This window comes from Pseudomonas sp. LAMO17WK12:I5, assembly GCF_900215165.1.
Classification (GTDB): domain Bacteria; phylum Pseudomonadota; class Gammaproteobacteria; order Pseudomonadales; family Pseudomonadaceae; genus Aquipseudomonas; species Aquipseudomonas putida_A.
This window is the reverse complement of the sequence record NZ_OBDS01000004.1, coordinates 221,640-246,049: the sequence shown is the minus strand read 5'-3', so window position 1 is coordinate 246,049 and position 24,410 is coordinate 221,640. Positions and strand designations below refer to the sequence as shown.

At 60.0% G+C, this 24,410-nt stretch carries 24 protein-coding genes; 12 read left to right on the top strand and 12 right to left on the bottom strand.

Features of this window, described 5'->3' with window-relative positions; all coding sequences use genetic code 11:
* Nucleotides 1–32: 32 nt before the first annotated feature.
* The gene (gene thiI / locus CRO59_RS08930) at nucleotides 33–1,487 is read right to left on the bottom strand and encodes a tRNA uracil 4-sulfurtransferase ThiI (protein ID WP_047600876.1); all 1,455 of its coding nucleotides are present in this window, start codon (nucleotides 1,485–1,487) and stop codon (nucleotides 33–35) included.
* A gap of 328 nt (nucleotides 1,488–1,815) precedes the next feature.
* On the opposite strand from thiI, the gene glnA reads away from it, so the two are divergent.
* From glnA to ntrC, 5 genes are all read left to right on the top strand, one after another.
* Nucleotides 1,816–3,222, top strand: a complete 1,407-nt coding sequence (glnA, locus tag CRO59_RS08920) for a glutamate--ammonia ligase (protein WP_007961736.1) — start codon at nucleotides 1,816–1,818, stop codon at nucleotides 3,220–3,222.
* 286 nt (nucleotides 3,223–3,508) lie between these two features.
* Complete coding sequence (locus tag CRO59_RS08915; protein WP_027611268.1) at nucleotides 3,509–4,021, top strand: DUF4124 domain-containing protein; 513 nt, start codon at nucleotides 3,509–3,511, stop codon at nucleotides 4,019–4,021.
* Entirely contained in the window at nucleotides 4,018–4,635 is a 618-nt protein-coding gene (locus tag CRO59_RS08910; RefSeq protein WP_097086968.1) for a DUF4124 domain-containing protein, read from the top strand. Before CRO59_RS08915 ends, CRO59_RS08910 begins: the two co-directional genes overlap by 4 nt.
* A 231-nt stretch (nucleotides 4,636–4,866) precedes the next feature.
* Complete coding sequence (gene glnL, locus CRO59_RS08905; protein ID WP_007961730.1) at nucleotides 4,867–5,952, top strand: nitrogen regulation protein NR(II); 1,086 nt, start codon at nucleotides 4,867–4,869, stop codon at nucleotides 5,950–5,952.
* Complete coding sequence (gene ntrC / locus CRO59_RS08900; RefSeq protein WP_007961729.1) at nucleotides 5,949–7,385, top strand: nitrogen regulation protein NR(I); 1,437 nt, start codon at nucleotides 5,949–5,951, stop codon at nucleotides 7,383–7,385. The genes glnL and ntrC overlap by 4 nt, the downstream gene beginning before the upstream one ends.
* Before the next feature lie 519 nt (nucleotides 7,386–7,904).
* On the opposite strand, the gene CRO59_RS08895 is transcribed toward ntrC, so the two are convergent.
* Nucleotides 7,905–8,345, bottom strand: coding sequence for a hypothetical protein (locus tag CRO59_RS08895; RefSeq protein ID WP_027611266.1), 441 nt, complete (start codon nucleotides 8,343–8,345; stop codon nucleotides 7,905–7,907).
* Between CRO59_RS08895 and trmL the strand changes: the two genes are divergently transcribed.
* On the top strand, nucleotides 8,344–8,799 hold the full coding sequence (trmL, locus tag CRO59_RS08890; protein ID WP_027611265.1) for a tRNA (uridine(34)/cytosine(34)/5-carboxymethylaminomethyluridine(34)-2'-O)-methyltransferase TrmL: 456 nt from the start codon (nucleotides 8,344–8,346) through the stop codon (nucleotides 8,797–8,799). The genes CRO59_RS08895 and trmL overlap by 2 nt on opposite strands.
* A 130-nt stretch (nucleotides 8,800–8,929) precedes the next feature.
* On the opposite strand, the gene secB is transcribed toward trmL, so the two are convergent.
* Genes secB through CRO59_RS08875 form a run of 3 tightly spaced genes read right to left on the bottom strand, consistent with a single transcriptional unit; the run spans nucleotide 8,930 to nucleotide 10,142 of the window.
* Complete coding sequence (secB, locus tag CRO59_RS08885) at nucleotides 8,930–9,415, bottom strand: protein-export chaperone SecB (protein WP_027611264.1); 486 nt, start codon at nucleotides 9,413–9,415, stop codon at nucleotides 8,930–8,932.
* 57 nt (nucleotides 9,416–9,472) lie between these two features.
* Entirely contained in the window at nucleotides 9,473–9,727 is a 255-nt protein-coding gene (gene grxC / locus CRO59_RS08880) for a glutaredoxin 3 (protein ID WP_003220774.1), read from the bottom strand.
* Nucleotide 9,728: 1 nt separating this feature from the next.
* Complete coding sequence (locus CRO59_RS08875; protein ID WP_007961724.1) at nucleotides 9,729–10,142, bottom strand: rhodanese-like domain-containing protein; 414 nt, start codon at nucleotides 10,140–10,142, stop codon at nucleotides 9,729–9,731.
* Nucleotides 10,143–10,296: 154 nt separating this feature from the next.
* On the opposite strand from CRO59_RS08875, the gene gpmI reads away from it, so the two are divergent.
* The 6 genes from gpmI to CRO59_RS08845 all read left to right on the top strand — a co-directional run bounded on the left by gpmI (nucleotide 10,297) and on the right by CRO59_RS08845 (nucleotide 18,612).
* Nucleotides 10,297–11,823, top strand: a complete 1,527-nt coding sequence (gpmI, locus tag CRO59_RS08870) for a 2,3-bisphosphoglycerate-independent phosphoglycerate mutase (RefSeq protein ID WP_097086966.1) — start codon at nucleotides 10,297–10,299, stop codon at nucleotides 11,821–11,823.
* A 252-nt stretch (nucleotides 11,824–12,075) separates the two neighbouring features.
* On the top strand, nucleotides 12,076–13,362 hold the full coding sequence (locus tag CRO59_RS08865) for a murein hydrolase activator EnvC (protein WP_027611262.1): 1,287 nt from the start codon (nucleotides 12,076–12,078) through the stop codon (nucleotides 13,360–13,362).
* 31 nt (nucleotides 13,363–13,393) lie between these two features.
* Entirely contained in the window at nucleotides 13,394–14,713 is a 1,320-nt protein-coding gene (locus CRO59_RS08860; RefSeq protein ID WP_027611261.1) for a S41 family peptidase, read from the top strand.
* Between the two features lie 2 nt (nucleotides 14,714–14,715).
* Nucleotides 14,716–15,492 (top strand): divergent polysaccharide deacetylase family protein, encoded by a 777-nt coding sequence (locus CRO59_RS08855; protein WP_097086964.1) that lies wholly within the window; start codon nucleotides 14,716–14,718, stop codon nucleotides 15,490–15,492.
* Nucleotides 15,493–15,622: 130 nt separating this feature from the next.
* Entirely contained in the window at nucleotides 15,623–17,101 is a 1,479-nt protein-coding gene (locus CRO59_RS08850; RefSeq protein ID WP_097086963.1) for a serine protease, read from the top strand.
* A gap of 206 nt (nucleotides 17,102–17,307) precedes the next feature.
* Nucleotides 17,308–18,612 (top strand): Vps62-related protein, encoded by a 1,305-nt coding sequence (locus tag CRO59_RS08845; RefSeq protein WP_097086961.1) that lies wholly within the window; start codon nucleotides 17,308–17,310, stop codon nucleotides 18,610–18,612.
* Here the strand turns inward: CRO59_RS08845 and CRO59_RS08840 are convergent.
* The 7 genes from CRO59_RS08840 to CRO59_RS08810 all read right to left on the bottom strand — a co-directional run bounded on the left by CRO59_RS08840 (nucleotide 18,593) and on the right by CRO59_RS08810 (nucleotide 24,403).
* Nucleotides 18,593–19,348, bottom strand: coding sequence for an ABC transporter substrate-binding protein (locus CRO59_RS08840; protein ID WP_097086958.1), 756 nt, complete (start codon nucleotides 19,346–19,348; stop codon nucleotides 18,593–18,595). The genes CRO59_RS08845 and CRO59_RS08840 overlap by 20 nt on opposite strands.
* A gap of 73 nt (nucleotides 19,349–19,421) precedes the next feature.
* Nucleotides 19,422–20,192, bottom strand: coding sequence for an imidazole glycerol phosphate synthase subunit HisF (gene hisF / locus CRO59_RS08835; protein ID WP_007909211.1), 771 nt, complete (start codon nucleotides 20,190–20,192; stop codon nucleotides 19,422–19,424).
* Nucleotides 20,193–20,201: 9 nt separating this feature from the next.
* Entirely contained in the window at nucleotides 20,202–20,939 is a 738-nt protein-coding gene (gene hisA / locus CRO59_RS08830; RefSeq protein WP_097086957.1) for a 1-(5-phosphoribosyl)-5-[(5-phosphoribosylamino)methylideneamino]imidazole-4-carboxamide isomerase, read from the bottom strand.
* Nucleotides 20,940–20,981: 42 nt separating this feature from the next.
* Nucleotides 20,982–21,242, bottom strand: coding sequence for a DUF2164 domain-containing protein (locus CRO59_RS08825; RefSeq protein WP_003220751.1), 261 nt, complete (start codon nucleotides 21,240–21,242; stop codon nucleotides 20,982–20,984).
* Complete coding sequence (gene hisH / locus CRO59_RS08820; RefSeq protein ID WP_027611254.1) at nucleotides 21,243–21,881, bottom strand: imidazole glycerol phosphate synthase subunit HisH; 639 nt, start codon at nucleotides 21,879–21,881, stop codon at nucleotides 21,243–21,245.
* The gene (hisB, locus tag CRO59_RS08815) at nucleotides 21,881–22,474 is read right to left on the bottom strand and encodes an imidazoleglycerol-phosphate dehydratase HisB (protein WP_007909204.1); all 594 of its coding nucleotides are present in this window, start codon (nucleotides 22,472–22,474) and stop codon (nucleotides 21,881–21,883) included. The genes hisH and hisB overlap by 1 nt, the downstream gene beginning before the upstream one ends.
* 264 nt (nucleotides 22,475–22,738) lie before the next feature.
* Entirely contained in the window at nucleotides 22,739–24,403 is a 1,665-nt protein-coding gene (locus tag CRO59_RS08810; RefSeq protein ID WP_097086955.1) for an OFA family MFS transporter, read from the bottom strand.
* Between the last annotated feature and the right edge of the window lie 7 nt (nucleotides 24,404–24,410).

The following is a 24,410-nucleotide window of genomic DNA, read 5'->3' as shown; positions in this document are numbered from 1 at the left end:
GACGCAGGCCACAGGCAAACAGCCCCGGGCACTTAGCTCGGTCGATAAACGCGCACATTGGCATGCCCCTCACTGAGCAAATGGTGAGCATGCAGGCGACTCATCACGCCTTTGTCGCAATACAGCAGGTACTGGCGAGTCGGATCCAGCTCCTTGAAACGAGCGTTCACTGCGTAGAACGGCATCGTCTGTACTTCTATGCCGGCGAGTTCCAGCGGGTCATCCTCGGCCGCATCCGGGTGACGGATGTCGATGACGATCTGACCGGCCAGCGCTTCGCCGACTTCTTCGATCTGCAAATCCTGGCCCAATTCGTCGATCACTCGGTCGATCGGCACCAGCTTGGCGTTTTCGAGCGCACGCTCGAGAACCGCCATGTCGAATTCTTTCTCTTCGTGCTCAACACGGTGGCGCTTGGCGGCGGTCTTCGGATTGACCGAGATGACCCCGCAGTACTCCGGCATGTGCCGGGCGAAATCGGCGGTGCCGATCTCGTTGGCCGTGTCGATGATGTCCTGCTTGTGCGCAACGATCAGCGGGCGCAGGACCAGTTTGTCGGTCACGCAGTCGATCACCGACAGGTTCGGCAGCGTCTGGCTCGATACCTGGGAGATCGCTTCGCCGGTGACCAGCGCATCGATGTGCAGCCGGTCGGCGATGGCCGACGATGCGCGCAACATCATACGCTTCAATACGACGCCCATATGACTGTTATCGACTTTGCCGAGAATTTCGCCCAACACTTCTTCGAACGGAACACTGACAAATAGCACGCGTTGCGAGCTGCCGTACTTCTTCCAGATGAAATGCGCGACTTCCATCACGCCCAATTCGTGGGCACGCCCGCCGAGATTGAAGAAGCAGAAATGCGCCATCAGGCCGCGACGCATGATCTGGTACGCGGCAACCGTCGAGTCAAAGCCGCCGGACATCAATACCAGCGTCTGCTCCAGGGCGCCGAGCGGGTAACCGCCGATGCCGTTGTGCTGGCTGTGGATGACAAACAACCGTTGGTCGCGAACTTCGATGCGAACTTCGATTTCCGGGTCTTTGAGGTCGATTCCGGCCGCACCGCACTCACGACGCAGCTTGCTGCCGACGTATTTTTCAACGTCCATCGAGCTGAACGGATGCTTGCCGGCACGCTTGCAGCGCACCGAGAAAATCTTCCCGGCCAGCACATCGCCGTAGTGCTGTTTGCACTTCTCGGTGATGTCGTCGAAGTCGCCCAGCGGGTACTCGTCGATCTGCAGAAAGTGCGCGACACCCGGGGTGCAGACGAGGCGCTCACCCATCTCTTTCAAGGCTTTGGGGTCGGTAACGCGGGTTTCCAGCTCGAGATTGTCCCACACACCGTTCACCACCACGGCCGGGTCCAGATCGCGGAGCACGGCGCGGATGTTCTTGGCCAGCTGGCGGATGAAACGCATCCGGACAGGGCGGCTCTTGATGGTGATCTCGGGGAAGACTTTTACGATTAGTTTCATGAAAACAGCGCGCGCAGGGCCAGCCGAAAAAGGGGGGCGCGGATTATAGCGGAAATTGCTCAAGGTTTAACCAGTTAATATGCAGAAGGTTTCACTTGCACCAAAACAGGTCATTTCTGATTCGAGGCGCTACATTAAGGGGCGAGAATTTCACTTTTATGGCGCTTTGCAGTGCTGCAAGCGTGAATTTGGGGCAAAAAACCCATGCTGGGGCACTGGCATGCAATTTGCTCCCTTGTGAGGCAGGTTGCCTTGGCAGAGTATCTGCGCCGGCATCACCCCTATTAAGGGCATCCACTACCAAGCCCTAAGCCACCCGGAGGACACTATGTCGAAGTCGGTTCAACTCATCAAAGATCATGACGTCAAGTGGATTGATCTGCGCTTCACGGACACCAAAGGCACTCAGCACCACGTGACCATGCCGGCTCGCGATGCGCTGGAAGACGACTTCTTCGAAGTCGGCAAGATGTTCGACGGTTCCTCCATCGCTGGCTGGAAAGGCATCGAAGCCTCCGACATGATCCTGCTGCCGGACGACGATACTGCCGTTCTCGACCCGTTCACCGAAGACGCGACCCTGATCCTGGTTTGCGACATCATCGAACCTTCGACCATGCAAGGTTACGATCGCGACCCGCGCGCCATCGCTCACCGTGCCGAGGAATACCTGAAGACCACCGGTATCGGTGACACAGTCTTCGCCGGTCCAGAACCAGAATTCTTCATCTTCGACGAAGTGAAGTTCAAGTCGGACATCTCCGGCTCGATGTTCAAGATCTACTCCGAACAAGGCTCTTGGATGTCCGACCAGGACATCGAAGGCGGCAACAAAGGTCACCGTCCAGGCGTCAAAGGTGGCTACTTCCCGGTTCCGCCGTTCGACCACGACCACGAAATCCGTACTGCCATGTGCAACGCACTGGAAGAAATGGGTCAGACCGTTGAAGTTCACCACCACGAAGTGGCGACTGCCGGTCAGAACGAAATCGGTGTCAAGTTCAACACCCTGGTGAAGAAAGCTGACGAAGTTCAGACTCTGAAATACGTTGTCCACAACGTTGCCGACGCTTACGGCCGCACTGCGACCTTCATGCCGAAGCCACTGTACGGCGACAACGGCTCGGGCATGCACGTGCACATGTCCATCGCCAAAGACGGCAAGAACACCTTCGCGGGCGAAGGCTATGCCGGCCTGTCCGAAACCGCCCTGTACTTCATCGGCGGTATCATCAAGCACGGTAAGGCCCTGAACGGCTTCACCAACCCGGCTACCAACTCCTACAAGCGTCTGGTGCCAGGTTTCGAAGCGCCGGTGATGCTGGCCTACTCGGCTCGCAACCGTTCCGCCTCGATCCGTATTCCTTACGTCAACAGCCCGCGCGGCCGTCGTATCGAAGCACGTTTCCCGGATCCGGCTGCCAACCCGTACCTGGCTTTCGCAGCACTGCTGATGGCCGGCCTGGACGGTATCCAGAACAAGATCCACCCAGGCGATGCCGCTGACAAAAACCTGTACGACCTGCCCCCTGAAGAGGCGAAAGAGATCCCACAAGTTTGCGGCAGCCTGAAAGAAGCCCTGGAAGAGCTGGACAAGGGCCGTGCGTTCCTGACCAAGGGCGGCGTGTTCTCCGACGACTTCATCGACGCTTACATCGCGCTGAAATCCGAAGAAGAAATCAAGGTCCGTACCTTCGTACACCCACTGGAATATGAGCTGTACTACAGCTGCTGATCCGGTAGCGCCGCGCTACGCGGCGTGACAATAAGAGGCCTCCTTCGGGAGGCCTTTTTATTGCCCACGATTTATGAAACTACGCAAAACCCCTGTGGGAGCGGGCTTGCTCGCGAAGGCGGTGGGTCATTGACAGGGATGGCGACTGATACGCCGCCTTCGCGAGCAAGCCCACTCCCACAGGGAATTTTTGGCGTCTGAATGATCTCCGGATATGTCCCGGGTTGGGCCAACCGCCGCACCTGGCCTATGCTGCACCCCATCGCTTTCTTTCCCGGTCGATTTCATGGGTCGCACCTTTCTCTACATCCTGCTGCTGATCGCCCTGCCCGCCGCCGCGCAGATCTACAAGTACACCGATGCCAATGGCAACACGGTTTACAGCGATCACTCGCCGGACGGTGTTCAGGCGCAGCCGGTCGAGTTGCCGCCACTCAACCGCGTCGAGCCACAGGCACCGAGCGCGCCAGCGCCTTCAAGCACCGACACACGCCCCGCGGCACGCAGTGCCTACGAGGTGCTGGAGCTGACCGGCCTGCCCAGCGAAGAAGCGCTGCGCGCCAACAACGGCACCTTCACTGTCAATGTGCTGATCAAGCCGCGCCTGCAGGCGCCGCACCAATTAAGGCTCGTGCTGGACGACGCACCTTACGGCCAGCCGAGCAACGTGCCGATCCTGCAATTGGTGAATGTCGATCGCGGCGAGCATCGTCTCGCGGTGCAGGTGATCGACGGCGAAGCGATCATCCAGCAGAGCCCGGCGGTGGTGTTCACCGTACAGCGGGTGCACAAGCCGTGAGAAATTTCTGGCTGATCCTGTGCCTGTTCGCCCTGCCCGTTTCGGCAGAGGTCTTCACCTATGTCGACGCGCAGGGCAATCGCGTCTACACCGACCAGCCGCGCGGCAACGCCAAGCGCGTACCTATCGCCACCAGCAATCGCATGTCGGCCAACCCCACGGCTGCAGCACCGATCAGCGCTGCAAAAAAGGTCGCGGAACAACCACCGTTTCACTACGACATGCTGCGCATCCTGATCCCCGAGCCGGATGCGACCCTTCGCAGCAGCGCGGGCGAGGTGATCGTCAGCGTCACCAGCGAGCCCGGCCTGCAGCAGGGCCATCGCTATCGCCTGCTGCTGGACGGCCAGGCCACTGGCGAGCCCGGCCTGAGTCCGGTATTCCCGCTAAGCAACATCGATCGGGGCAGTCACAACCTGTCGGTGGAAATCCTTGATGAGCAGGGTCGCACTGTCGAGCGCACCGCCAACCAGCCATTCCACATGCTGCGCATCTCGCTGGCGCAGAAACGCCAGATCAAACCCTGCGTCAGCGAGGACTACGGCGTGCGCCCGGAATGTCCGCTGAAAGACAAACCCGCCGAAGAAAAAAATCCCTTCTTGCACTTCTTCTAACGCCATTCAGCTTTACGCACTATATTGGTGCAGTAGGCTGCACCGTACCCAGATTCCAACCCATTTTGGTTCGAAACTTCCCGTTCGAGCTGGCATCCTGCCACGCAAACGAGCGTCAAACGCCTGTTTCACGGGTTGAACGCTTCTTTTCGGAGCCTTGGTTTGGTTTTTGCATTTTCCGTTTAACGACGCCTGCTTCTTGCGCACGCTCCGCCCCCAAAAGAGGCTCCGATGACTATTAGCGACGCAATCCACCGTTTGCTGCTCGACAACCTGACCACCGCTACCATTCTGCTTGATGCCGAACTGCGCCTTGAGTACATGAACCCGGCGGCCGAGATGCTGCTGGCCATCAGCGGTCAGCGCAGCCATGGACAGTTCATCAGCGAGCTGTTTACCGAGTCCACCGAGGCGCTCAACTCGCTGCGCCAGGCGGTCGAACAGGCACACCCTTTCACCAAGCGCGAAGCGATGCTCACCGCCCTCACCGGCCAGACTCTGACCGTGGACTACGCAGTGACGCCGATCCTCAGCAACGGCGCGACCATGCTTTTGCTTGAGGTGCACCCACGTGATCGCCTGCTGCGGATCACCAAGGAAGAGGCGCAACTGTCCAAGCAGGAAACCAGCAAGATGCTGGTGCGCGGCCTCGCTCACGAGATCAAGAACCCGCTCGGCGGCATCCGGGGCGCCGCGCAGTTGCTGGCCCGCGAACTGCCGGAAGACAGCCTGCGCGACTACACCAACGTGATCATTGAAGAGGCCGACCGCCTGCGCAATCTGGTCGACCGCATGCTCGGCTCGAACAAGCTGCCGTCGCTGGCGCTGTGCAACGTCCACGAAGTGCTGGAGCGCGTCTGCCAACTGGTCGAAGCGGAAAGCCAGGGCTGCATCACCTTGGTGCGCGACTACGACCCGAGCATTCCCGACGTATTGATCGACCGCGAACAAATGATTCAGGCCGTACTGAACATCGTGCGCAACGCGATGCAGGCGATCAGCAGCCAGAACGAGCTGCGTCTGGGCCGCATCAGCCTGCGCACCCGGACCATGCGCCAGTTCACCATCGGCCACGTCCGCCATCGCCTGGTGACCAAAATCGAGATCATCGACAACGGCCCGGGGATCCCTGCAGAACTTCAGGAAACCATCTTCTTTCCCATGGTCAGCGGCCGCCCGGACGGTACCGGGCTGGGCCTGGCCATCACCCAGAACATCATCAGCCAGCACCAGGGCCTGATCGAGTGTGACAGCCACCCCGGCCACACCACGTTCTCGATCTTTCTGCCACTGGAACAAGGAGCCACATCGACATGAGCCGTAGTGAAACCGTGTGGATCGTCGATGACGACCGTTCTATCCGTTGGGTTCTGGAAAAGGCCTTGCAGCAGGAAGGCATGACCACGCAGAGCTTCGACAGCGCCGATGGCGTGATGAGTCGTCTGGCCCGTCAGCAGCCTGATGTGATCATTTCCGACATCCGCATGCCGGGCGCCAGTGGCCTCGACCTGCTGGCACGTATCCGCGAACAGCACCCACGGCTGCCAGTGATCATCATGACCGCGCACTCCGACCTCGACAGCGCCGTTGCGTCTTATCAGGGCGGCGCTTTCGAATACCTGCCGAAACCGTTCGACGTCGACGAGGCGGTGTCGCTGGTCAAACGCGCCAACCAGCATGCGCAGGAGCAGCAAGGCCTGGAAGTGGTGCCGGCTCTCACCCGCACGCCGGAAATCATCGGCGAAGCGCCAGCGATGCAGGAAGTGTTTCGGGCCATTGGCCGCTTGAGCCATTCGAACATCACCGTGCTGATCAACGGTGAATCCGGTACCGGTAAAGAACTGGTGGCCCACGCCCTGCACCGCCACAGCCCGCGCGCGGCCTCGCCGTTCATCGCGCTGAACATGGCGGCGATCCCCAAGGACCTGATGGAATCCGAGCTGTTCGGCCACGAAAAAGGCGCATTCACCGGCGCGGCCAACCTGCGTCGCGGGCGCTTTGAACAGGCGGACGGCGGCACGCTGTTCCTCGACGAAATCGGCGACATGCCGGCGGACACCCAGACCCGTTTGCTGCGGGTGCTAGCGGACGGCGAGTTCTATCGCGTTGGCGGGCATGTGCCGGTCAAGGTCGATGTGCGGATCATTGCTGCAACTCACCAGAATCTGGAAACCCTGGTGCATGCCGGGAAATTCCGTGAGGACTTGTTCCACCGCCTCAACGTGATCCGTATCCACATCCCGCGTCTGTCTGATCGTCGCGAGGACATCCCGACCCTGGCCAAGCACTTCCTCAGCCGCGCTGCGCAAGAACTGGCGGTGGAGCCGAAGCTGCTCAAGAGCGAGACCGAGGAATACCTGAAGAACCTGCCATGGCCGGGCAACGTGCGGCAGCTGGAGAACACCTGCCGCTGGATCACCGTGATGGCCTCCGGGCGCGAAGTGCACATCAGTGACCTGCCGCCGGAACTGCTGAGCCTGCCGCAGGACTCGGCGCCAGTGACCAACTGGGAGCAGGCGCTGCGCCAGTGGGCCGATCAGGCGTTGGCCCGTGGCCAGTCGAGCCTGCTCGACAGCGCGGTGCCGGCGTTCGAGCGGATCATGATCGAGACTGCACTGAAGCACACGGCCGGTCGCCGTCGTGATGCGGCGGTATTGCTCGGCTGGGGGCGTAATACCCTGACGCGCAAGATCAAGGAATTGGGGATGAAAGTGGACGGTGGGGATGATGATGAGGGGGATGAGGGCTGATCAACCACGCCCTCTGTGAGAGTGGGCTTGCTCACGAAAGCGCTATTCATGAAACGTATCAGTGACTGACGCGACGCCTTCGCGAGCAAGCCCGCTCTCACAGTGGCCCGCCGTGCACCAACCTAATGCACTTTGACCCGTGATCGGGCATCGCAGCCGGTGCAAAAACCATTCAGGCAAGACTGAAAAAACCAGCCAATAAAAACACGAAAGCCCCGATTTACGGGGCTTTCGCGCATCTGAATCTTTTTTCTGTTTCGAAATACTAAAACTGGCACGCCGCCTGCAATAACCCTCACAGGTGATTCGATTCACCAACCCTTTCGGGGACCTTGGTACAGGCAGGCCGGGGATTCCCCTCTTTACACCGGGTTCAAAACCGCAACGCGGCGAACCCACCCTTTTGGGATCCTTGGTACAGGCAGGCCGGGGGTTCCCTCTTTACACCGGACCGACGCTCTCAGCGAAGTCCACCCCGTTTTGGGAACCCTGGTACAGGCAGGCCGGGGATTCCCGCTTTTATTGCTCCCGGAGATGGATCTCCAGCCGCCAGCGGTCATCGACCTTGCTGCCGGCCCAGTCCCCCTGCAGCGGCCGCGCCGCCAGCACCGTCAGCAACAGCCCACCGTCACTCAAGCGCGTTCGCCAGTTCACGTCCTTGCCGTTGAGCTTGAGCTGACCCTTTTGCGCCTTGCCCTCTGCCTGAAACAACAGGGCCACGGTGCCATCGATGATTTCACCGTGCAGCTTCGGTTCGTTGTTGAACCACACCACCAGGCCGTCACCGGTCACGTCGACCTGCTGCAGCACGCTGGGGTCCGGCGTGGTCAGGCGACCGATCATCAAGCCTACCATCAAGCCGACAATCGCCAGCGAACCGATCACCCGCGGGAATAGTTTCGAACGCGGGTCGGCTTGCGGCGTAGAATGCGCGTCATCTTTACCTTCGGAGCCGTGCATGTTTCACGTCATCCTTTTTCAACCAGAAATTCCGCCGAACACCGGCAACGTTATCAGGCTGTGCGCCAACAGCGGCTGCCACCTGCATTTGATCGAACCGCTGGGTTTCGAGATGGACGACAAGCGCTTGCGCCGGGCCGGTCTCGACTACCACGAATATGCCACGTTGCAGCGCCACGCCGACCTCGCCAGTTGCCTGGAAAGCCTCGGCAACCCACGGCTGTTCGCGTTCACCACCAAGGGCTCGCGGCCGTTTCACGACGCCGCGTTCGTCCCGGGCGATGCGTTCATCTTCGGCCCGGAAAGCCGTGGCCTGCCGGCGGAAGTGCTCGACGCCCTGCCCGCCGAACAGCGCCTGCGCCTGCCGATGCGTGAAGGCTGCCGCAGCCTGAACCTGTCCAACACCGTGGCGGTGGCCGTGTACGAAGCGTGGCGGCAGAACGACTTCAAATAACACCGGATAACAAATGTGGGAGCGGGCTTGCTCGCGAAGGCGTCGGATCAGATGACATTGATGTCGCCTGACACTGCGCTTTCGCGAGCAAGCCCGCTCCCACATTGGACTTGCGTCGTCGCTCAGATACTTACTGAACGGTCGGCGTCTCGCCAGCTTCCTGCATGCGCTGCAGCTCTTGCGCGTACAGGGCGTCGAAATTCACCGGCGCCAGCATCAGGGCCGGGAACGAACCACGAGTCACCAGGCTGTCCAGGGTTTCGCGCGCGTACGGGAACAGGATGTTCGGGCAGAACGCACCCAGAGTGTGGCTCATCGAAGCCGCGTCGAGGTTCTTGATCAGGAAGATACCGGCCTGTTGCACTTCAGCGATGAAAGCCACTTCGTCGCCGTTTTTCACGGTCACGGACAGGGTCAGTACCACTTCGTAGAAATCACCTTCCAGTTCTTTCTGACGGGTGTTCAGGTCCAGGCCGACGGTCGGGTCCCACTGCTGGCGGAAGATCGCCGGGCTTTTCGGGGCTTCGAAGGACAGATCGCGTACGTAGATGCGCTGCAAGGAGAATTGCGGTGCGGTTTCTTCTTCGCTGGCTGCAGTGTTCTGTTGGTCAGTCATCTCAGATCCTTTCTGATCTTGGGTCTTTTAGGGAGTGCTGTACGTGGGTGCAGCCGTTCAGGCCTTGAGCAGCGCGTCGAGCTTGCCGGCGCGCTCCAGGGCATACAAATCATCACAACCGCCGATGTGCTTTTCGCCGATCCAGATCTGCGGCACGGACGTGCGTCCGGCCTTCTGACTCATGGCAGCACGAATCTGCGGCTTGCCATCGACCTTGATCTCTTCGAAGGCCACACCTTTGTTCGCGAGCAATTGCTTGGCTCGCATGCAATAAGGGCAGTAGTCGCTGGAGTAGACGATGACTTCGCTCATATCACTTCACCAGCGGCAGGTTGTCGCCTTTCCAGCTGGAGATCCCGCCGGACAGCTTGGCGGCAGTGAAGCCGGACTTCATCAGCTCGCGAGCGTGGGTGCCAGCGGTCTGGCCCAGGGCGTCGACCAGAATGATGGTCTTGGCCTTGTGCTTTTCCAGCTCGCCGGTACGCGCAGCCAGTTTGTCTTGAGGAATGTTGATCGCGCCAACGATATGGCCGGCGGCGTAATCTTTCGCCGGACGGATGTCCACCACCACGCCTGCGTCCTTGTTGACCAGTGCGGTCAGTTCGCCGGTGCTCAGGCTTTTACCGCCGCCCTGCATCGTGTGCGCCAGCAGCAGAGCCAGCAGTACGACGAAGATACCGACAAGAATGTAGTGGTTAGTGGCAAATTCAATCAGGTGAGCAACCATCGAAGGAGGTTCCAGGGCGTTAAAATGTCGGCCAGTATACACAGCCACTATGGTGGGCCAAACCCCGTCCGGCGGTGACGTGGTCGGAACTAAGCATTAAACTCGCCACTCCCTTTTCCATCGCCCTCTTCTTTATTAGCCACGAGTGGATTCCATGACTACCACGCCTAAACCTTTGGTCCTGATGATTCTCGACGGCTTCGGTCACAGTGACAGCCACGAATCCAATGCCGTGTATGCGGCGAAGAAGCCTGTGCTCGATCGTCTGTGGGCCACGGTGCCGAACGGCCTGATCTCGGGCAGCGGCATGGACGTTGGTCTGCCGGACGGCCAGATGGGCAACTCCGAAGTCGGCCACATGAACCTCGGCGCCGGGCGCGTGGTGTATCAGGACTTCACGCGCGTGACCAAAGCGATCCGCGACGGTGAGTTCTTCGACAACCCGACCATCTGCGCTGCCGTGGATAAAGCCGTGGCCGCCGGCAAAGCCGTGCATTTCATGGGTCTGCTGTCCGATGGCGGCGTGCACAGCCACCAGGATCACCTGATCGCCATGGCCGAACTGGCCTTCAAGCGCGGCGCCGAGAAAATCTACCTGCACGCCTTCCTCGACGGTCGCGACACGCCGCCGAAAAGCGCCGCTTCGTCGATCGAACTGCTCGACGCGACCTTCCAGGCGCTCGGCAAGGGCCGCATCGCCAGCCTCATCGGTCGCTACTTCGCGATGGACCGTGACAACCGTTGGGACCGCGTATCTCAGGCCTACAACCTGATCGTTGACGGCAACGCCGAATTCAACGCCGCCACCGCTCAGGAAGGCCTCGACGCCGCCTACGCCCGTGGCGAGAGCGACGAATTCGTCAAAGCCACCACCATCGGCGAGCCGGTCAAGGTCGAAGACGGCGACGCCGTGGTGTTCATGAACTTCCGCGCCGATCGTGCCCGCGAGCTGAGCCGAGTATTTGTCGAAGACGATTTCAAGGAATTCGAGCGCGCGCGCCAGCCAAAAGTGCAGTACGTGGGCTTGACCCAATACGCCGCCAGCATTCCAGCCCCTGCAGCCTTTGCTCCGGGCAGCCTGGAAAACGTGCTTGGCGACTACCTGGCAAAAAACGGCAAGACTCAGCTGCGCATCGCCGAAACCGAAAAATACGCGCACGTGACCTTCTTCTTCTCCGGCGGCCGTGAAGAACCGTTCCCGGGTGAAGAGCGCATCCTCATCCCGTCGCCGAAAGTCGCCACCTACGACCTGCAACCGGAAATGAGCGCACCGGAAGTCACCGACCGCATCGTCGATGCGATCGAACACCAGCGTTACGACGTGATCGTGGTCAACTACGCCAACGGCGACATGGTCGGCCACAGCGGCGTGTTCGACGCTGCGGTAAAAGCCGTGGAATGCCTGGACACCTGCGTCGGGCGCATCGTCGAGGCACTGGAAAAGGTGGGCGGCGAAGCGCTGATCACCGCCGACCACGGCAACGTCGAGCAGATGTCCGACGCCTCCACTGGCCAGGCGCACACTGCGCACACCACCGAGCCGGTGCCGTTCATTTATGTCGGCAAGCGTGACCTCAAGGTCCGTGAAGGCGGCGTGTTGGCGGACGTGGCACCGACCATGCTGATGCTGTTGGGTCTGGAGAAACCGGCGGAGATGACCGGTACCTCGATTCTGGTCTGACCGAATCCATAAAACGCCGCAAAACCCTGTAGGAGTGAGCCTGCTCGCGATAGCAATCTGACAGTCAACTACTCTGTTGAATGTGAGAACGCCATCGCGAGCAGGCTCACTCCTACATTTGTTTATGGTTGTTTCAAAGATTATTTGATGCTGCATCTCCAGCCAGTTATCACACAAGCCCAATTGGGCGTTTTTTTTGCAGCCTCGGGCGGGCATACTAGGCCGTCCATTACCCTGGTGCCGCCCGCCTCTATGCTCCGCGTCCTGATCGCCCTCGCTCTGACCTGCCTGCTCCAACCGGCCTTCGCTGACGAGCGCGCGCAAACCCAACAGCAGCTGGATGCCACGCGTCAGGACATTGCCGAGCTGAAAAAGCTGCTGGGCAAGCTGCAGGAAGAAAAATCCGGTGTGCAGAAAGAGCTCAAGGGCACTGAAACCGAGATGGGCAAGCTCGAGAAGCAGGTCGATGCCCTGCAGAAAGAGCTGAAGAAAAGCGAATCCGAGCTGCAGCGGCTCGATGCGGAGAAAAAAAAACTCCAGAGCGCGCGCACTGAACAGCAGCGACTGATCGCCATCCAGGCCCGCGCGGCCTACCAGAATGGCCGTCAGGAATACCTCAAGCTGCTGCTCAACCAGCAGAATCCCGAGAAATTCGCCCGCACCCTCACCTATTACGATTACCTGAGCCAGGCCCGCCTGGAGCAGTTGAAGAACTTCAACGAAACCCTGCGCCAACTGGCCAATGTCGAAAAAGACATCGCCATGCAGCAGGCGCAATTGCTGGTACAGAAAAGCAGCCTCGACACCCAGCGCGACGAACTGGAAAAGGTCCGCAAGGAACGCCAGCAAGTCCTCGCCAAGCTCAACGATGACGTAAAGGCCCGCGACCAGAAACTGGCCGCCCGCGAGCAGGATCAGGCAGACCTGTCTAAAGTCCTTAAAACCATTGAAGAAACCCTGGCCCGTCAGGCCCGTGAGGCAGAAGAAGCGCGGCAGAAAGCGCTGATCGCCCAGCAGGAAGCGGAAAAAAAGCGTTTGCGTGAGGCGCAGGCTGACAACAGCGACGCCCCACGAAAACCCGTCAAATCAACCCCCGGCGCACTGGTGTCCAGCAGCGGCGAGACCTTCGGTGGCCCTTTTGCTGCAACCCGGGGAAAACTTCCATGGCCGGTTGATGGTCGATTGCTGGCACGCTTCGGCGAAAGCCGTGGCGACGATGCCCGCACCAAGTGGGATGGCGTGATGATCAGCGCCGCTGCCGGCAGCCAAGTGCATGCCGTGCATGGCGGGCGCGTGGTGTTCGCCGACTGGTTGCGTGGCGCCGGGCTGCTGGTGATCCTTGATCACGGCAATGGTTATCTGAGTCTTTACGGTCACAACCAGACACTGCTCAAGTCGGCCGGTGACGTGGTAAAAGCCGGTGAGTCGATCTCCACTGTGGGTAACAGTGGCGGTCAGGACACACCAGCGCTGTATTTCGCAATTCGTCAGCAGGGTCACCCGAGTGATCCGGCGCAATGGTGTCACGCGCAAGGATAAGCGCGTCGCCTAATTCAGGAGTTCGTTCGACATGCTGCATTTGTCCCGCCTTACCTCGCTGGCCCTGACGATCGCCCTGGTGATCGGCGCGCCTCTGGCGTTCGCCGCTCAACCGGCCCCGGCCGTCGCTCCGGCAGGCACTGCCGCGACCGCCAAGGCCCCGTTGCCGCTGGAAGAGTTGCGCACCTTTGCCGAGGTCATGGACCGGATCAAGGCGGCGTATGTCGAGCCGGTGGATGACAAGACCCTGCTGGAAAACGCGATCAAGGGCATGCTCAGCAACCTCGATCCGCACTCCGCGTATCTCGGCCCTGAAGACTTCACCGAACTTCAGGAAAGCACCAGCGGCGAATTCGGCGGCCTGGGCATCGAAGTCGGCTCCGAAGACGGTTTCATCAAGGTCGTCTCGCCGATCGACGACACCCCGGCGTCGAAGGCCGGCATTCAGGCCGGTGACTTCATCGTCAAGATCAACGGTGCGCCAACTCGCGGCCAGACCATGACCGAAGCCGTGGACAAGATGCGCGGCAAGATCGGTCAGAAAATCACCCTGACCCTGGTGCGCGACGGTGGCACGCCGTTCGACGTGACCCTGGCCCGCGCCGTGATTCAGGTGAAGAGCGTCAAGGCGCAGCTGCTGGAGTCGGGCTACGGCTACATTCGCATCACCCAGTTCCAGGTCAAGACCGGCGAAGAGGTCTCCAAGGCCCTGGCCAAGCTGCGCAAGGACAACGGCAAAAAGCTCAACGGCATCATCCTCGACCTGCGCAACAACCCGGGCGGCGTGTTGCAGGCGGCAGTGGAAGTGGTCGACCACTTCATCAAGAAAGGCCTGATCGTCTATACCAAAGGCCGGATCGCCAACTCCGAACTGCGCTTCTCCGCCACCGGCAAAGACGAAAGCGAAGCGGTGCCGATGGTCGTGCTGATCAACGGTGGCAGCGCCTCCGCTTCGGAAATCGTCGCCGGCGCCCTGCAGGATCAGAAACGCGCGGTAGTCATGGGCACCACCAGTTTCGGCAAGGGCTCGGTGCAAACCGTGCTGCCGCTGAACAACGACCGCGCGCTGAAGATCACCACGGCACTGTACTTCACGCCGAACGGCCGCTCGATCCAGGCCCAGGGCATCGTCCCGGACATCGAAGTGCGCAAGGCCAAGATCACCAACGAAGCGGACGGCGACTACTTCAAGGAAGCCGACCTGCAAGGTCACTTGGGCAACGGCAACGGCGGCGCAGACAAGCCGACCGGTTCCGGCACCAAGGCCAAGGCCATGCCGCAGGATGACGATTACCAGTTGGCCCAGGCCCTGAGCCTGCTTAAGGGCTTGAGCATCACGTCCGGCCGTTGAGGATGTCTTTGCGTTTGCTCTTCGTCCTGCTGTGCTATCTGGCGGGTGCTGCTCACGCAGAACCCGCCAGGACGCCACCGCCAAAAGCCTACCTGACGCTGATCATCGACGACCTGGGGCAGAACCTGCCCCGGGATCGCCGTGTGCTGGCTCTGCCCGGCCCAGTGACCACGGCGATCATGCCCGACACCCCGCACGCCACCGAATTCGCCCGCGAAGCCCATCGCGCCGGCAAGATCGTGATCCTGCACATGCCGATGGATCCGGCCACCGGTCCGTACGCCTGGCACCCCGAACTGCCGCTCGAAGAGCTGCAAAAGCGCCTCGACGCCGCGTTCAAAATGGTCCCCTACACGGCGGGCATCAACAACCACATGGGCAGTCGCATGACCGCCCAGCCGGTGGCGATGGCGTGGCTGATGGGCGAGTTGCAGCGTCGGCACAAGTTCTTCGTCGACAGCCGCACCAGTGCGCAAACCGTGGCGGCGCGGCAAGCACAGAAGATCGATCTGGCGAGTGTTTCGCGCGATGTGTTTCTCGATGACGAACGCACCGAAGCCGCCATTTTCAACCAGCTGCAGACGGCGATCAGCCTGGCCCGCAAGCAGGGCTCGGCAGTGATGATCGGCCACCCTTACCCGCAGACGCTGGCGGTGCTGGAACGTGAATTGCCGAAGCTCAAGGCGCAAGGCATCGAGTGGATCGATATCAAGCAGATGATCAGCGTGCGGAGTAACAAAGCGACAGCTGCACACGGGAAAAATGGAATTTATCGTTAAGCTATCAACTGATTAAATTCTCATAAGCCTCTACGTCCAAAATAAGCAGCAATAACTTATAGAACCGACTCAAACCTAACTGTCTTATTCTGCGCCAGTCTTGCACCCATATATTAGCCAAGGACTGGCCATGAACTTTAAATATATCCACCCAAGCTTTTTATTACTGACGGCCTTCTCACTTCCTGCCTGTTCCAGCCCTGTCGATTACGGCAAGGGCGCTGAAAACTTCTCACCGTCGCAACACCTGACTAACAAAGATGGCGAAAATAACCACTGGATGGGAATCGGTGAGTACAAAAGCCGCGAGCACGGTTCCTGCACCGCCTTCCTGATCGACACTAACAGCTCTCGACCGTCCGATTCCGCCTATGCACTGACCAGCGCCCACTGCGTGGGCAAGGAAAACGGGGTCATGCGACTAGATGACCCTATCGAAGCCAGCATTACCTTCAACAACTTCATCGATACGACTGCTGCCTCCAGGACCGTTTCTCTGCAGAAAGTAGCCTGGAGCAGTATTCAGGGTGTCGACCTGGCTCTGTTGGAGCTTGGAGTGTCACAGGGCGAACTTCTGGCTCAGGGCATCACGCCCATGAAACTGGCCCGGCAGGCGCCGGCAGAAGATAGCGACATTCTGATAGTGCACAAACCCGTGGGCTCTCCATTACAAATGTCAGCCTGCACCCACATGCCCTCCCCGGCGATTTTCGAAAAGCCCTGGGTTTGGCGGCATACCGTCAGCAACCAATGCAAAGATATTGCTTCCGGAAGCTCGGGGAGTCCGGTCATCGTTCGAGCGACCAACGAGGTCTATGGCGTCCTTGGGACCTTGGCTCACCATCTGACGCCGCTGCCTGGATACGGTCAGATGCCGAGCGGCAGTTACGGCAGTCCCACCTCGGTTTTCAACAACTGCTTTATCGATGGCAAACTCAATACGGATCCGCAGGTGTGCGAATTATTTCCGGCAGCCTCTATCAGACTGCCTGCCCAACTGCCAACGCATGCAAAGATCAGCGTAACCGCTCAGGGCAACTACGTTTATCCAGAATGGAACTTTGAAATAACCGCCAGCACCCGGTTTATCCGGACCAAACGCACGTCGGACCCGGTCGAATGCGAAGTTCCGCAAGACTACAGCCAGCCAATCACCACCGGCACTGCGCCCACTCGATTAAATGTTCCGATGGGACCTGAAACCGGGCCTAGCAACCTTTGCATCATCGCCACAAACAGTACTGAGGACATATTACCCGCAGGCACTTATCGCAATGCCGTCACTGTTCCCACTTATCTGGTTGATGCGGGCCCGACGCCTGTTCCGACCATAGAGACTTCGTTTAACAAAGAGATAAACAGGGCACTGATTCTGTGGCCGGAACGCAAGAACGAGGGTCTTGATCGATACGAGGTAAAAGGCGGCCTTGCTGAAAAAGTCAGTTGCGAAGACCCGCAGGGTTATAGGCATGTGACCTCCAATTGGCTACGCCCGCAAAGCAACTTCCCCCTCAAACTCTGCGTTTACGCTGTCGACCCCAACAATCAGCGCTCAGAATTGAAGGAATACATCCTGGAATGGGAAGCGCTCGAAAACAGCGCCCCATGAGCTGACCAGTAACGTAGGCCTTGTGCTTCTGCATCAATAGGCAAAACAGGAGCGCAAGGCTGCCCATGGCAAGGAACGGTTTTTTGGAAATAACTGGTCACGACGTCATACATAGTTACCGCCAGAGACCGGTTGCGATTACCGATAGTGAGACCTGCAACGGGTCGCGACTCCCTTGAGTCGCCGTTCAACTATCAGGAGTGACCATGACCATTCATGACCAGGCCGCAGCGCCATCCGGGCAAATCGAACCGATCAGACACGACAATCTGCTGATCCATTTCACCACGGAATTTCACCGCATCTGGGACAGCACCGGCTCACGGGCTAAACCCGCGGCCTTCTGGCGCCCGACTCCGGCGCCGGATGTATTGCCGGGCTATTTCCCGCTCGGCGACGTGTTCGTCGCCGGGCACGACAACATTAACGGCAGCACCGTGGTAGCTGTGGTTTGCGAAGGCGATGCACCCAGTGCAGATCCGGCCAGGGGCCCGGCATTAAGGCGCCCGGACGATTTCGAGCTGATCTGGAAAGATTCCGGCTCAGGCTCGAAGAAAGACGGGGCCGTATGGCGACCGATCGCCCCGCAAGGTTATGTGGCCATGGGCGCGGTCTGCTCCAATGATCACGAAAAACCTTCACTCAACGCGGTTCGCTGTGTACGCGCCGATCTGGTGGTCGCCTCGGACGTTGGCGAACTGATCTGGAATGACAGGGGCAGCGGTGCCAGACAGAGTTTCAGCGCCTGGAGCGTCACACCGACGAATGCGCCGCCGGGAGAGATTCATTTCGCGCCAGGTACGTTTGTTGCGACAAGCAGTTTCAACCGGCCAGAGGGCAATGTCGGTGCCTATTCACTACGGATGCAGATCGCGCCGCTGATCCAGTCATCGCCACAGCTGCCGACGCTCTCCGCAGCGCAAGCCCCAGAAACCAAAGGCGCGGCCACGCTCTCCCAAGTCATCAAGCTGCCATGGTTCGTGGTCAAGGATGACTTGTCGCCAATTGAGCAATTACGCACCACGCCGTTTTATCGCCTGGAAAGAACTGACCAGTACTATTTGGTGGGGAGCGGACATAACACGGGCGAGGAGGCACGGGCTTTCAAGTGGACTGCGCAGCGGCTGCAGAATCCGAAGACGCTGCGTCTGTTCACTCAACTTACTGCGATCAGTTTTGTGAGCCCGTGGGCAACGAAGGCAGACGCTCCTGTGTCACTCCCATTCTCGGCAAGACTGGACAGCCAGTTCACTCACAGCGAGACGTCAACCAGTGGCTGGCAGACTCCATTTGTTACCCATGTGATCGCGATGGCCGGCAAAGGCAAATTCGTCGCGGTTTATCAGTTGGAGAGTTTCTACGAGCTGCGTCGTGCTGACGGCTCGCAAGCGGGGATCAATCTGGCTTACACCCAGAACGATAACCTGAGTCTGCTGCAGTATCCGCCGCAAGAATGCACCCACCAGGCAACAGACAAGTCGTTGCCGACGGCTACAGATAGCGCCCCATGATCTCGTCGACAACCCCGTCCTTGCGCATCTGATCCAGCGCCGCCTGCAGCCTGGCGACCGTTGCGTCCGACACATCCTTGTTCAGCGCCAGATATAACTCGGCGCTGTTGAAGCGCAACACGGTCTTGAGTCCAGTGACCCCGTCCTGCCGCGCCAGATAACGCCCGGCAGGATCACCCGTGGCCCACAGGTCGATCTGGCCATTGACCAGTTTTTTCGCGTTGTCCTGATCGCGCAGCACGACCGTAGGCTTCAAGCCCTGCTTGGCCAGCGTCTCGGCAATCGCGTCGCCCTTGTAGGCACCGATCTTGTATTTGCGCGCATCGTTGAGGGTTTCGAGGGTGATTTTGCTGTCGGCCCTGGCCAACATGATCCAGTCGTCCGGACCGATCGGGCCGACCCATTTGAACAGGTTTTCGCGGTCCGGCAGGCGGGCCATCACGAAGGCGCCGTAACCGGGGTTTTCCAGCGCCAGCTTGTAGACGCGCTCCCATGGGAAGCGCAGCGTCAGGCTGTAGGTGAGCCCGGCGCGCTTGAACATTTCGCGGACGATGTCGGCGGCAATACCGTTGATGTTCTCGCCCTTGGCGAAATTCTTGCCGTCTTTCGCCATGTTGTAGGGCGGAAAGTTTTCGGTGAGGAGCACCAGATCGGTGTCGGGACTGTTTTCGGCCCGCGCCGTGTTGAGCAACAACACAGAGGCACTGGCGAGAACAAGAAGCAGGCGTTTGATCATGTCGGGCTACCGGAATCCATGGCGTGCCCAAGAGTGCCTTGGGTACGCCATGCTGTCCACTGGCCTGTACGGTTTAGCGCATCACGATGCCGCGTTTGGCCATATACGCTTTCGCTTCCTGCACAGTGTATTCGCCGAAGTGGAAAATACTCGCCGCCAGTACCGCGCTGGCGTGGCCTTCAAGGATGCCGTCGGCCAGATGCTGCAGGTTGCCGACGCCGCCGGAAGCGATCACCGGAATACCCAGCGCATCGCTGATCGCGCGGGTCACGCCGAGGTCGAAGCCGTTTTTCATACCGTCCTGATCCATGCTGGTCAGCAGGATCTCGCCGGCACCGAGGCCTTCCATTTTCTTCGCCCACTCGACCGCGTCGAGGCCGGTCGGCTTGCGCCCGCCGTGGGTGAAGATTTCCCAGCGCGGGGTTTCGCCCGGGCCGGAGACCTTCTTCGCGTCGATGGCGACGACGATGCACTGCGAGCCGAAATGCTGCGCCGCTTCGCCAACAAACTCCGGATTGAAAACCGCTGCGGTGTTGATCGAAACCTTGTCCGCACCAGCGTTGAGCAGGTTGCGAATGTCCTGCACGGTGCGCACGCCGCCGCCTACGGTCAGCGGGATGAACACCTGGCTGGCCATGCGCTCGACGGTATGCAGCGTGGTGTCGCGACCATCGACGCTGGCGGTGATGTCGAGAAAGGTAATCTCGTCGGCACCCTGCTCGTCATAGCGACGGGCGATTTCCACCGGGTCGCCGGCATCGCGGATGTTCTCGAACTTCACACCTTTGACGACCCGGCCGTTGTCCACGTCCAGGCAAGGGATGATGCGTTTGGCCAGCGCCATGGTCAGTCCTCAGCCTTGGTACGCATCGCAGAAAGCTTGCGCTTCGGCGACGTCGAGGGTGCCTTCGTAGATCGCCCGGCCAGTGATTGCACCGATGATGCCCGGCGCCTTGGCGTCGAGCAGCGACTTGATGTCACCCAGATTGTGGATACCGCCGGAGGCGATCACCGGGATCTTCGTCGCTGCCGCCAGTGCAGCGGTGAACGGTACGTTGCAGCCCTGCATCATGCCGTCTTTGGCGATGTCGGTATAAACAATCGACGAGACGCCGTCGGCTTCAAACTGCTTGGCCAGGTCGATGACCTGCACGGTGCTGATTTCAGCCCAGCCGTCGGTGGCGACGAACCCGTCTTTGGCATCCAGGCCAACAATGATCTTGCCCGGGAACGCGCGGCAGGCTTCAGCGACGAACGCCGGATCCTTCACCGCTTTGGTGCCGATGATCACGTAGCTCACGCCCGCCTTGACGTAGTGCTCGATGGTTTCCAGCGAGCGAATGCCGCCGCCGATCTGGATCGGCAGGTTCGGGTAGCGCTTGGCGATGGCGGTAACCACTTCACCGTTGACCGGCTGACCTTCGAATGCGCCGTTCAGATCGACCAGATGCAGACGACGGCAACCGCCCTCCACCCACTTGGCAGCCATGCTCACCGGGTCATCGGAGAACACTGTGGAATCTTCCATGCGGCCCTGGCGCAGACGTACGCAGGCACCGTCTTTAAGATCGATAGCGGGAATAATCAGCATCTGGCAAACCTTCAAATTTGAATGTTCAGCTTGGCTCGGAAATCAGTTTTTCTCGAGCGCCCACAGGTCGCTTTCGATGCTTTCAAACCGCTCTTTGAGGTGGGTCTGCACATCGAAAATCGCCCTGTTGTAATAGTGCGGAGCAATTTCGCGGGTAAACAGCTCAAGAATTTCCGCCGCTTCGAACGAACCCAGGTCGAGTTCGAACCGATCCTCCATGAACCGCTGGATCTTGCGGTTGGCCTCGTTCTCCTGCTCGGGAGTGAGGGTCAGGATCGGCGGTTTGGACTTCTTGGCAGCCATTTACCAGCGACCGTCCCACGCGGCGAAGTTCTGCAGCAATTGCAGGCCATGGGTATGGCTCTTCTCCGGGTGGAATTGCACGGCGAAACGCGAGCCTTCGGCCAGCGCGGCAGCGAAATCGACTCCGTAATGACCGCTACCGACTACCTGCCGCGCATTGGCGGCAGCGATGTAGTAGCTGTGCACGAAGTAGAAACGCGCCATGTCCGGAATGTCGTGCCACAGCGGGTGACTGACCTTCTGCTGCACTTCGTTCCAGCCCATGTGCGGGACTTTCAGGTGCTCGCCGTCTTCATGCAGGTCTTTGCCGAAGAACTTCACGGCGCCCGGGAACAGGCCGATGCAGTCGACGCCGTCGTTCTCTTCGCTGCTGTCGAGCAGGGCTTGCATGCCGACGCAGATGCCGAGGAACGGACGATCCTGGCTGACTTCACGCACCAGTGCGTCGAAACCGAGACGACGGATCTCCGCCATGCAATCGCGAATCGCACCAACGCCGGGGAACACCACGCGGTCGGCTTCGCGGATCACGTCGGCATCGCTGGTGATCAGCACCTTGCCGGCGCCAACGTGCTCGAGGGCCTTGGCCACCGAGTGCAGGTTGCCCATGCCGTAGTCGATAACTGCAACCGTCTGCATTACAGAACGCCTTTGGTCGATGGCATTTGCCCGGCCATGCGCTCATCCAGCTCAACGGCCATGCGCAGCGCGCGGCCGAAAGCCTTGAACACGGTTTCGATCTGGTGGTGGGTGTTGGTGCCACGCAGGTTGTCGATGTGCAGGCTGACCAAGGCGTGGTTGACGAAGCCCTGGAAGAATTCCTGGAACAGGTCGACGTCGAAGCCGCCCACGGTGGCGCGGGTGTATGGCACGTGCATCTGCAGGCCTGGACGGCCGGAGAAGTCGATCACCACGCGCGATAGCGCTTCATCGAGCGGCACGTAGGCGTGGCCGTAGCGACGGATGCCTTTCTTGTCGCCGATGGCTTTGGCGAAGGCCTGGCCGAGGGTGATACCGACGTCTTCCACGGTATGGTGGTCGTCGATATGCAGATCGCCCTTGCATTCAATATCCAGGTCGATCAACCCGTGACGGGCGATCTGATCCAGCATGTGCTCAAGAAAAGGAACACCGATATCGAATCGGGCCTTTCCGGTGCCATCAAGGTTGATCGAGGCTTTGATCTGGGTTTCCAGAGTGTCGCGCTCGACAGACGCCTTACGTTCGGCCATCACCAGCTCCGCAAAATCATTGGGCGAAAAAGGCAGCCATTATAGGCACGCGAGGCCGAAACAGAAACACGCGACGTGAGATGGCTGACGGATAGAACGCCCGGCTGTCGCGGGTAGACATGTCCATACAAGCCATTACAGGCACCCCGAAAACAACTGTAGGAGTGAGCCTGCTCGCGATGAGGGCGTGACAGCCAACATTTCCGTGACTGTCAGACCGCTATCGCGAGCAGGGCTCACTCCTACAGGGGTACTAGGTTTTGTTTAGTGAAACAGTACCGCCGTCTTCTGCAGGGTCACCCACACGCCCCACGCCAACGGAATACCCACCACCAGCCATGCAGCGATTGCCAGCGGCTTGCTGGCCGGTGCGGCTTTCCACTCCAGCACGGTGCTGGCATCAGCACCTTTGTCGTGACCCAGCGCCTGTTCGGCGGCCAGTTCAGCGTCGGTCATGAAGTACTTGTCGGCCACCGGACGCACCATCAGGTTGCACAGGAAACCCAGCACCAGCAGGCCGGCGAGGATGTACAGGGTGATGTCGTAAGCGGCAGCGCGTTCAACGCCGATGCTCAACTGATACTCACGCAGGTAGTTCACCAGCACCGGGCCGAGCACGCCGGCGGCGGCCCAGGCAGTCAGCAGACGACCGTGGATCGCACCGACCATTTGCGTGCCGAACAGGTCGGCCAGATACGCCGGAACGGTCGCAAAACCACCGCCGTACATCGACAGGATGATGCAGAACGCCGCCACGAACAGCGCAACGTTGCCCAGATGGCCCATGTTCGGGATCAGCGCGTACAGGGCAAAACCGAGGGCGAAGAACACGAAGTAAGTGTTTTTGCGACCCAGGTAGTCCGAGAACGAAGCCCAGAAGAAGCGGCCACCGATGTTGAACAGGCTCAGCAGACCGGTGAAGCCGGCAGCGATCGCAGCGATCGAAGCCAGTTGCCCGGCATCCAGTTGACCGAACGGCACGTCAACGCCCAGCAACTTGCCGCCGAACACTTCCTGCAGCAGTGGCGAAGCCATGCCGAGAATGCCGATACCGGCCGACACGTTCAGGCACAGCACCAGCCACACCAGACGGAACTGCGGGGTTTTCCACGCCACATTCACGTGCACGTGACGGTGGGTGATCATCGCGTTCGACGCTTTCTTCGCTGGAGCGGTCCAGCCTTCAGGCTTCCAGCCGGTTGGCGGCACACGGTAAGCCAGGGCGCCACCGATCATGAACACGAAGTAGATCGCCGCCATGGCCACGAAGCTTTGCCACACGCCGACACCGGCAGGCGAAGCGAAGTGGCTCATCAGCGCAGTCGCCAACGGTGCACCGACCATCGCGCCGCCACCGAAGCCCATGATCGCCATGCCGGTCGCCATGCCGCGCTTGTCCGGGAACCACTTGATCAGGGTCGAGACCGGCGAGATATAGCCCAGGCCCAGACCGATACCGCCGATCACGCCGGAGCCGATCCACATCAGCCAGATCTGGTGGGTATAAATCCCCAGTGCCGAGATCAGCAGACCGCCGCACCAGCACAGTGCCGACACCACACCGGCCTTGCGTGGCCCGGCGTGTTCCAGCCAGCCACCCCAGATCGCTGCCGAGCAGCCGAGGAAAATGAAGAACAGGGTGTAGATCCAGCCGAGCATGGAGATCGGCCAGTCACATTGCGAAGAGAAGACCTGAGCGATGAAGCTCATGTCCGGTGCGCAAGCCACTGGTGCAGTGACGCCCAGCGCCTTGGACAACGGCAACCAGAACACCGAGAAGCCATAGGCCATGCCGATGCACAGGTGGATGGCCAGAGCGGCCGGTGGAACCAGCCAACGGTTGAAACCGGGCTTGGCGATGATGCGTTCCTTGGACAGGAACGCAGGCTGGTCGGCGCGCAGGCCGTCCGCCGTGATGCTCGTGCTCATTGTGTAT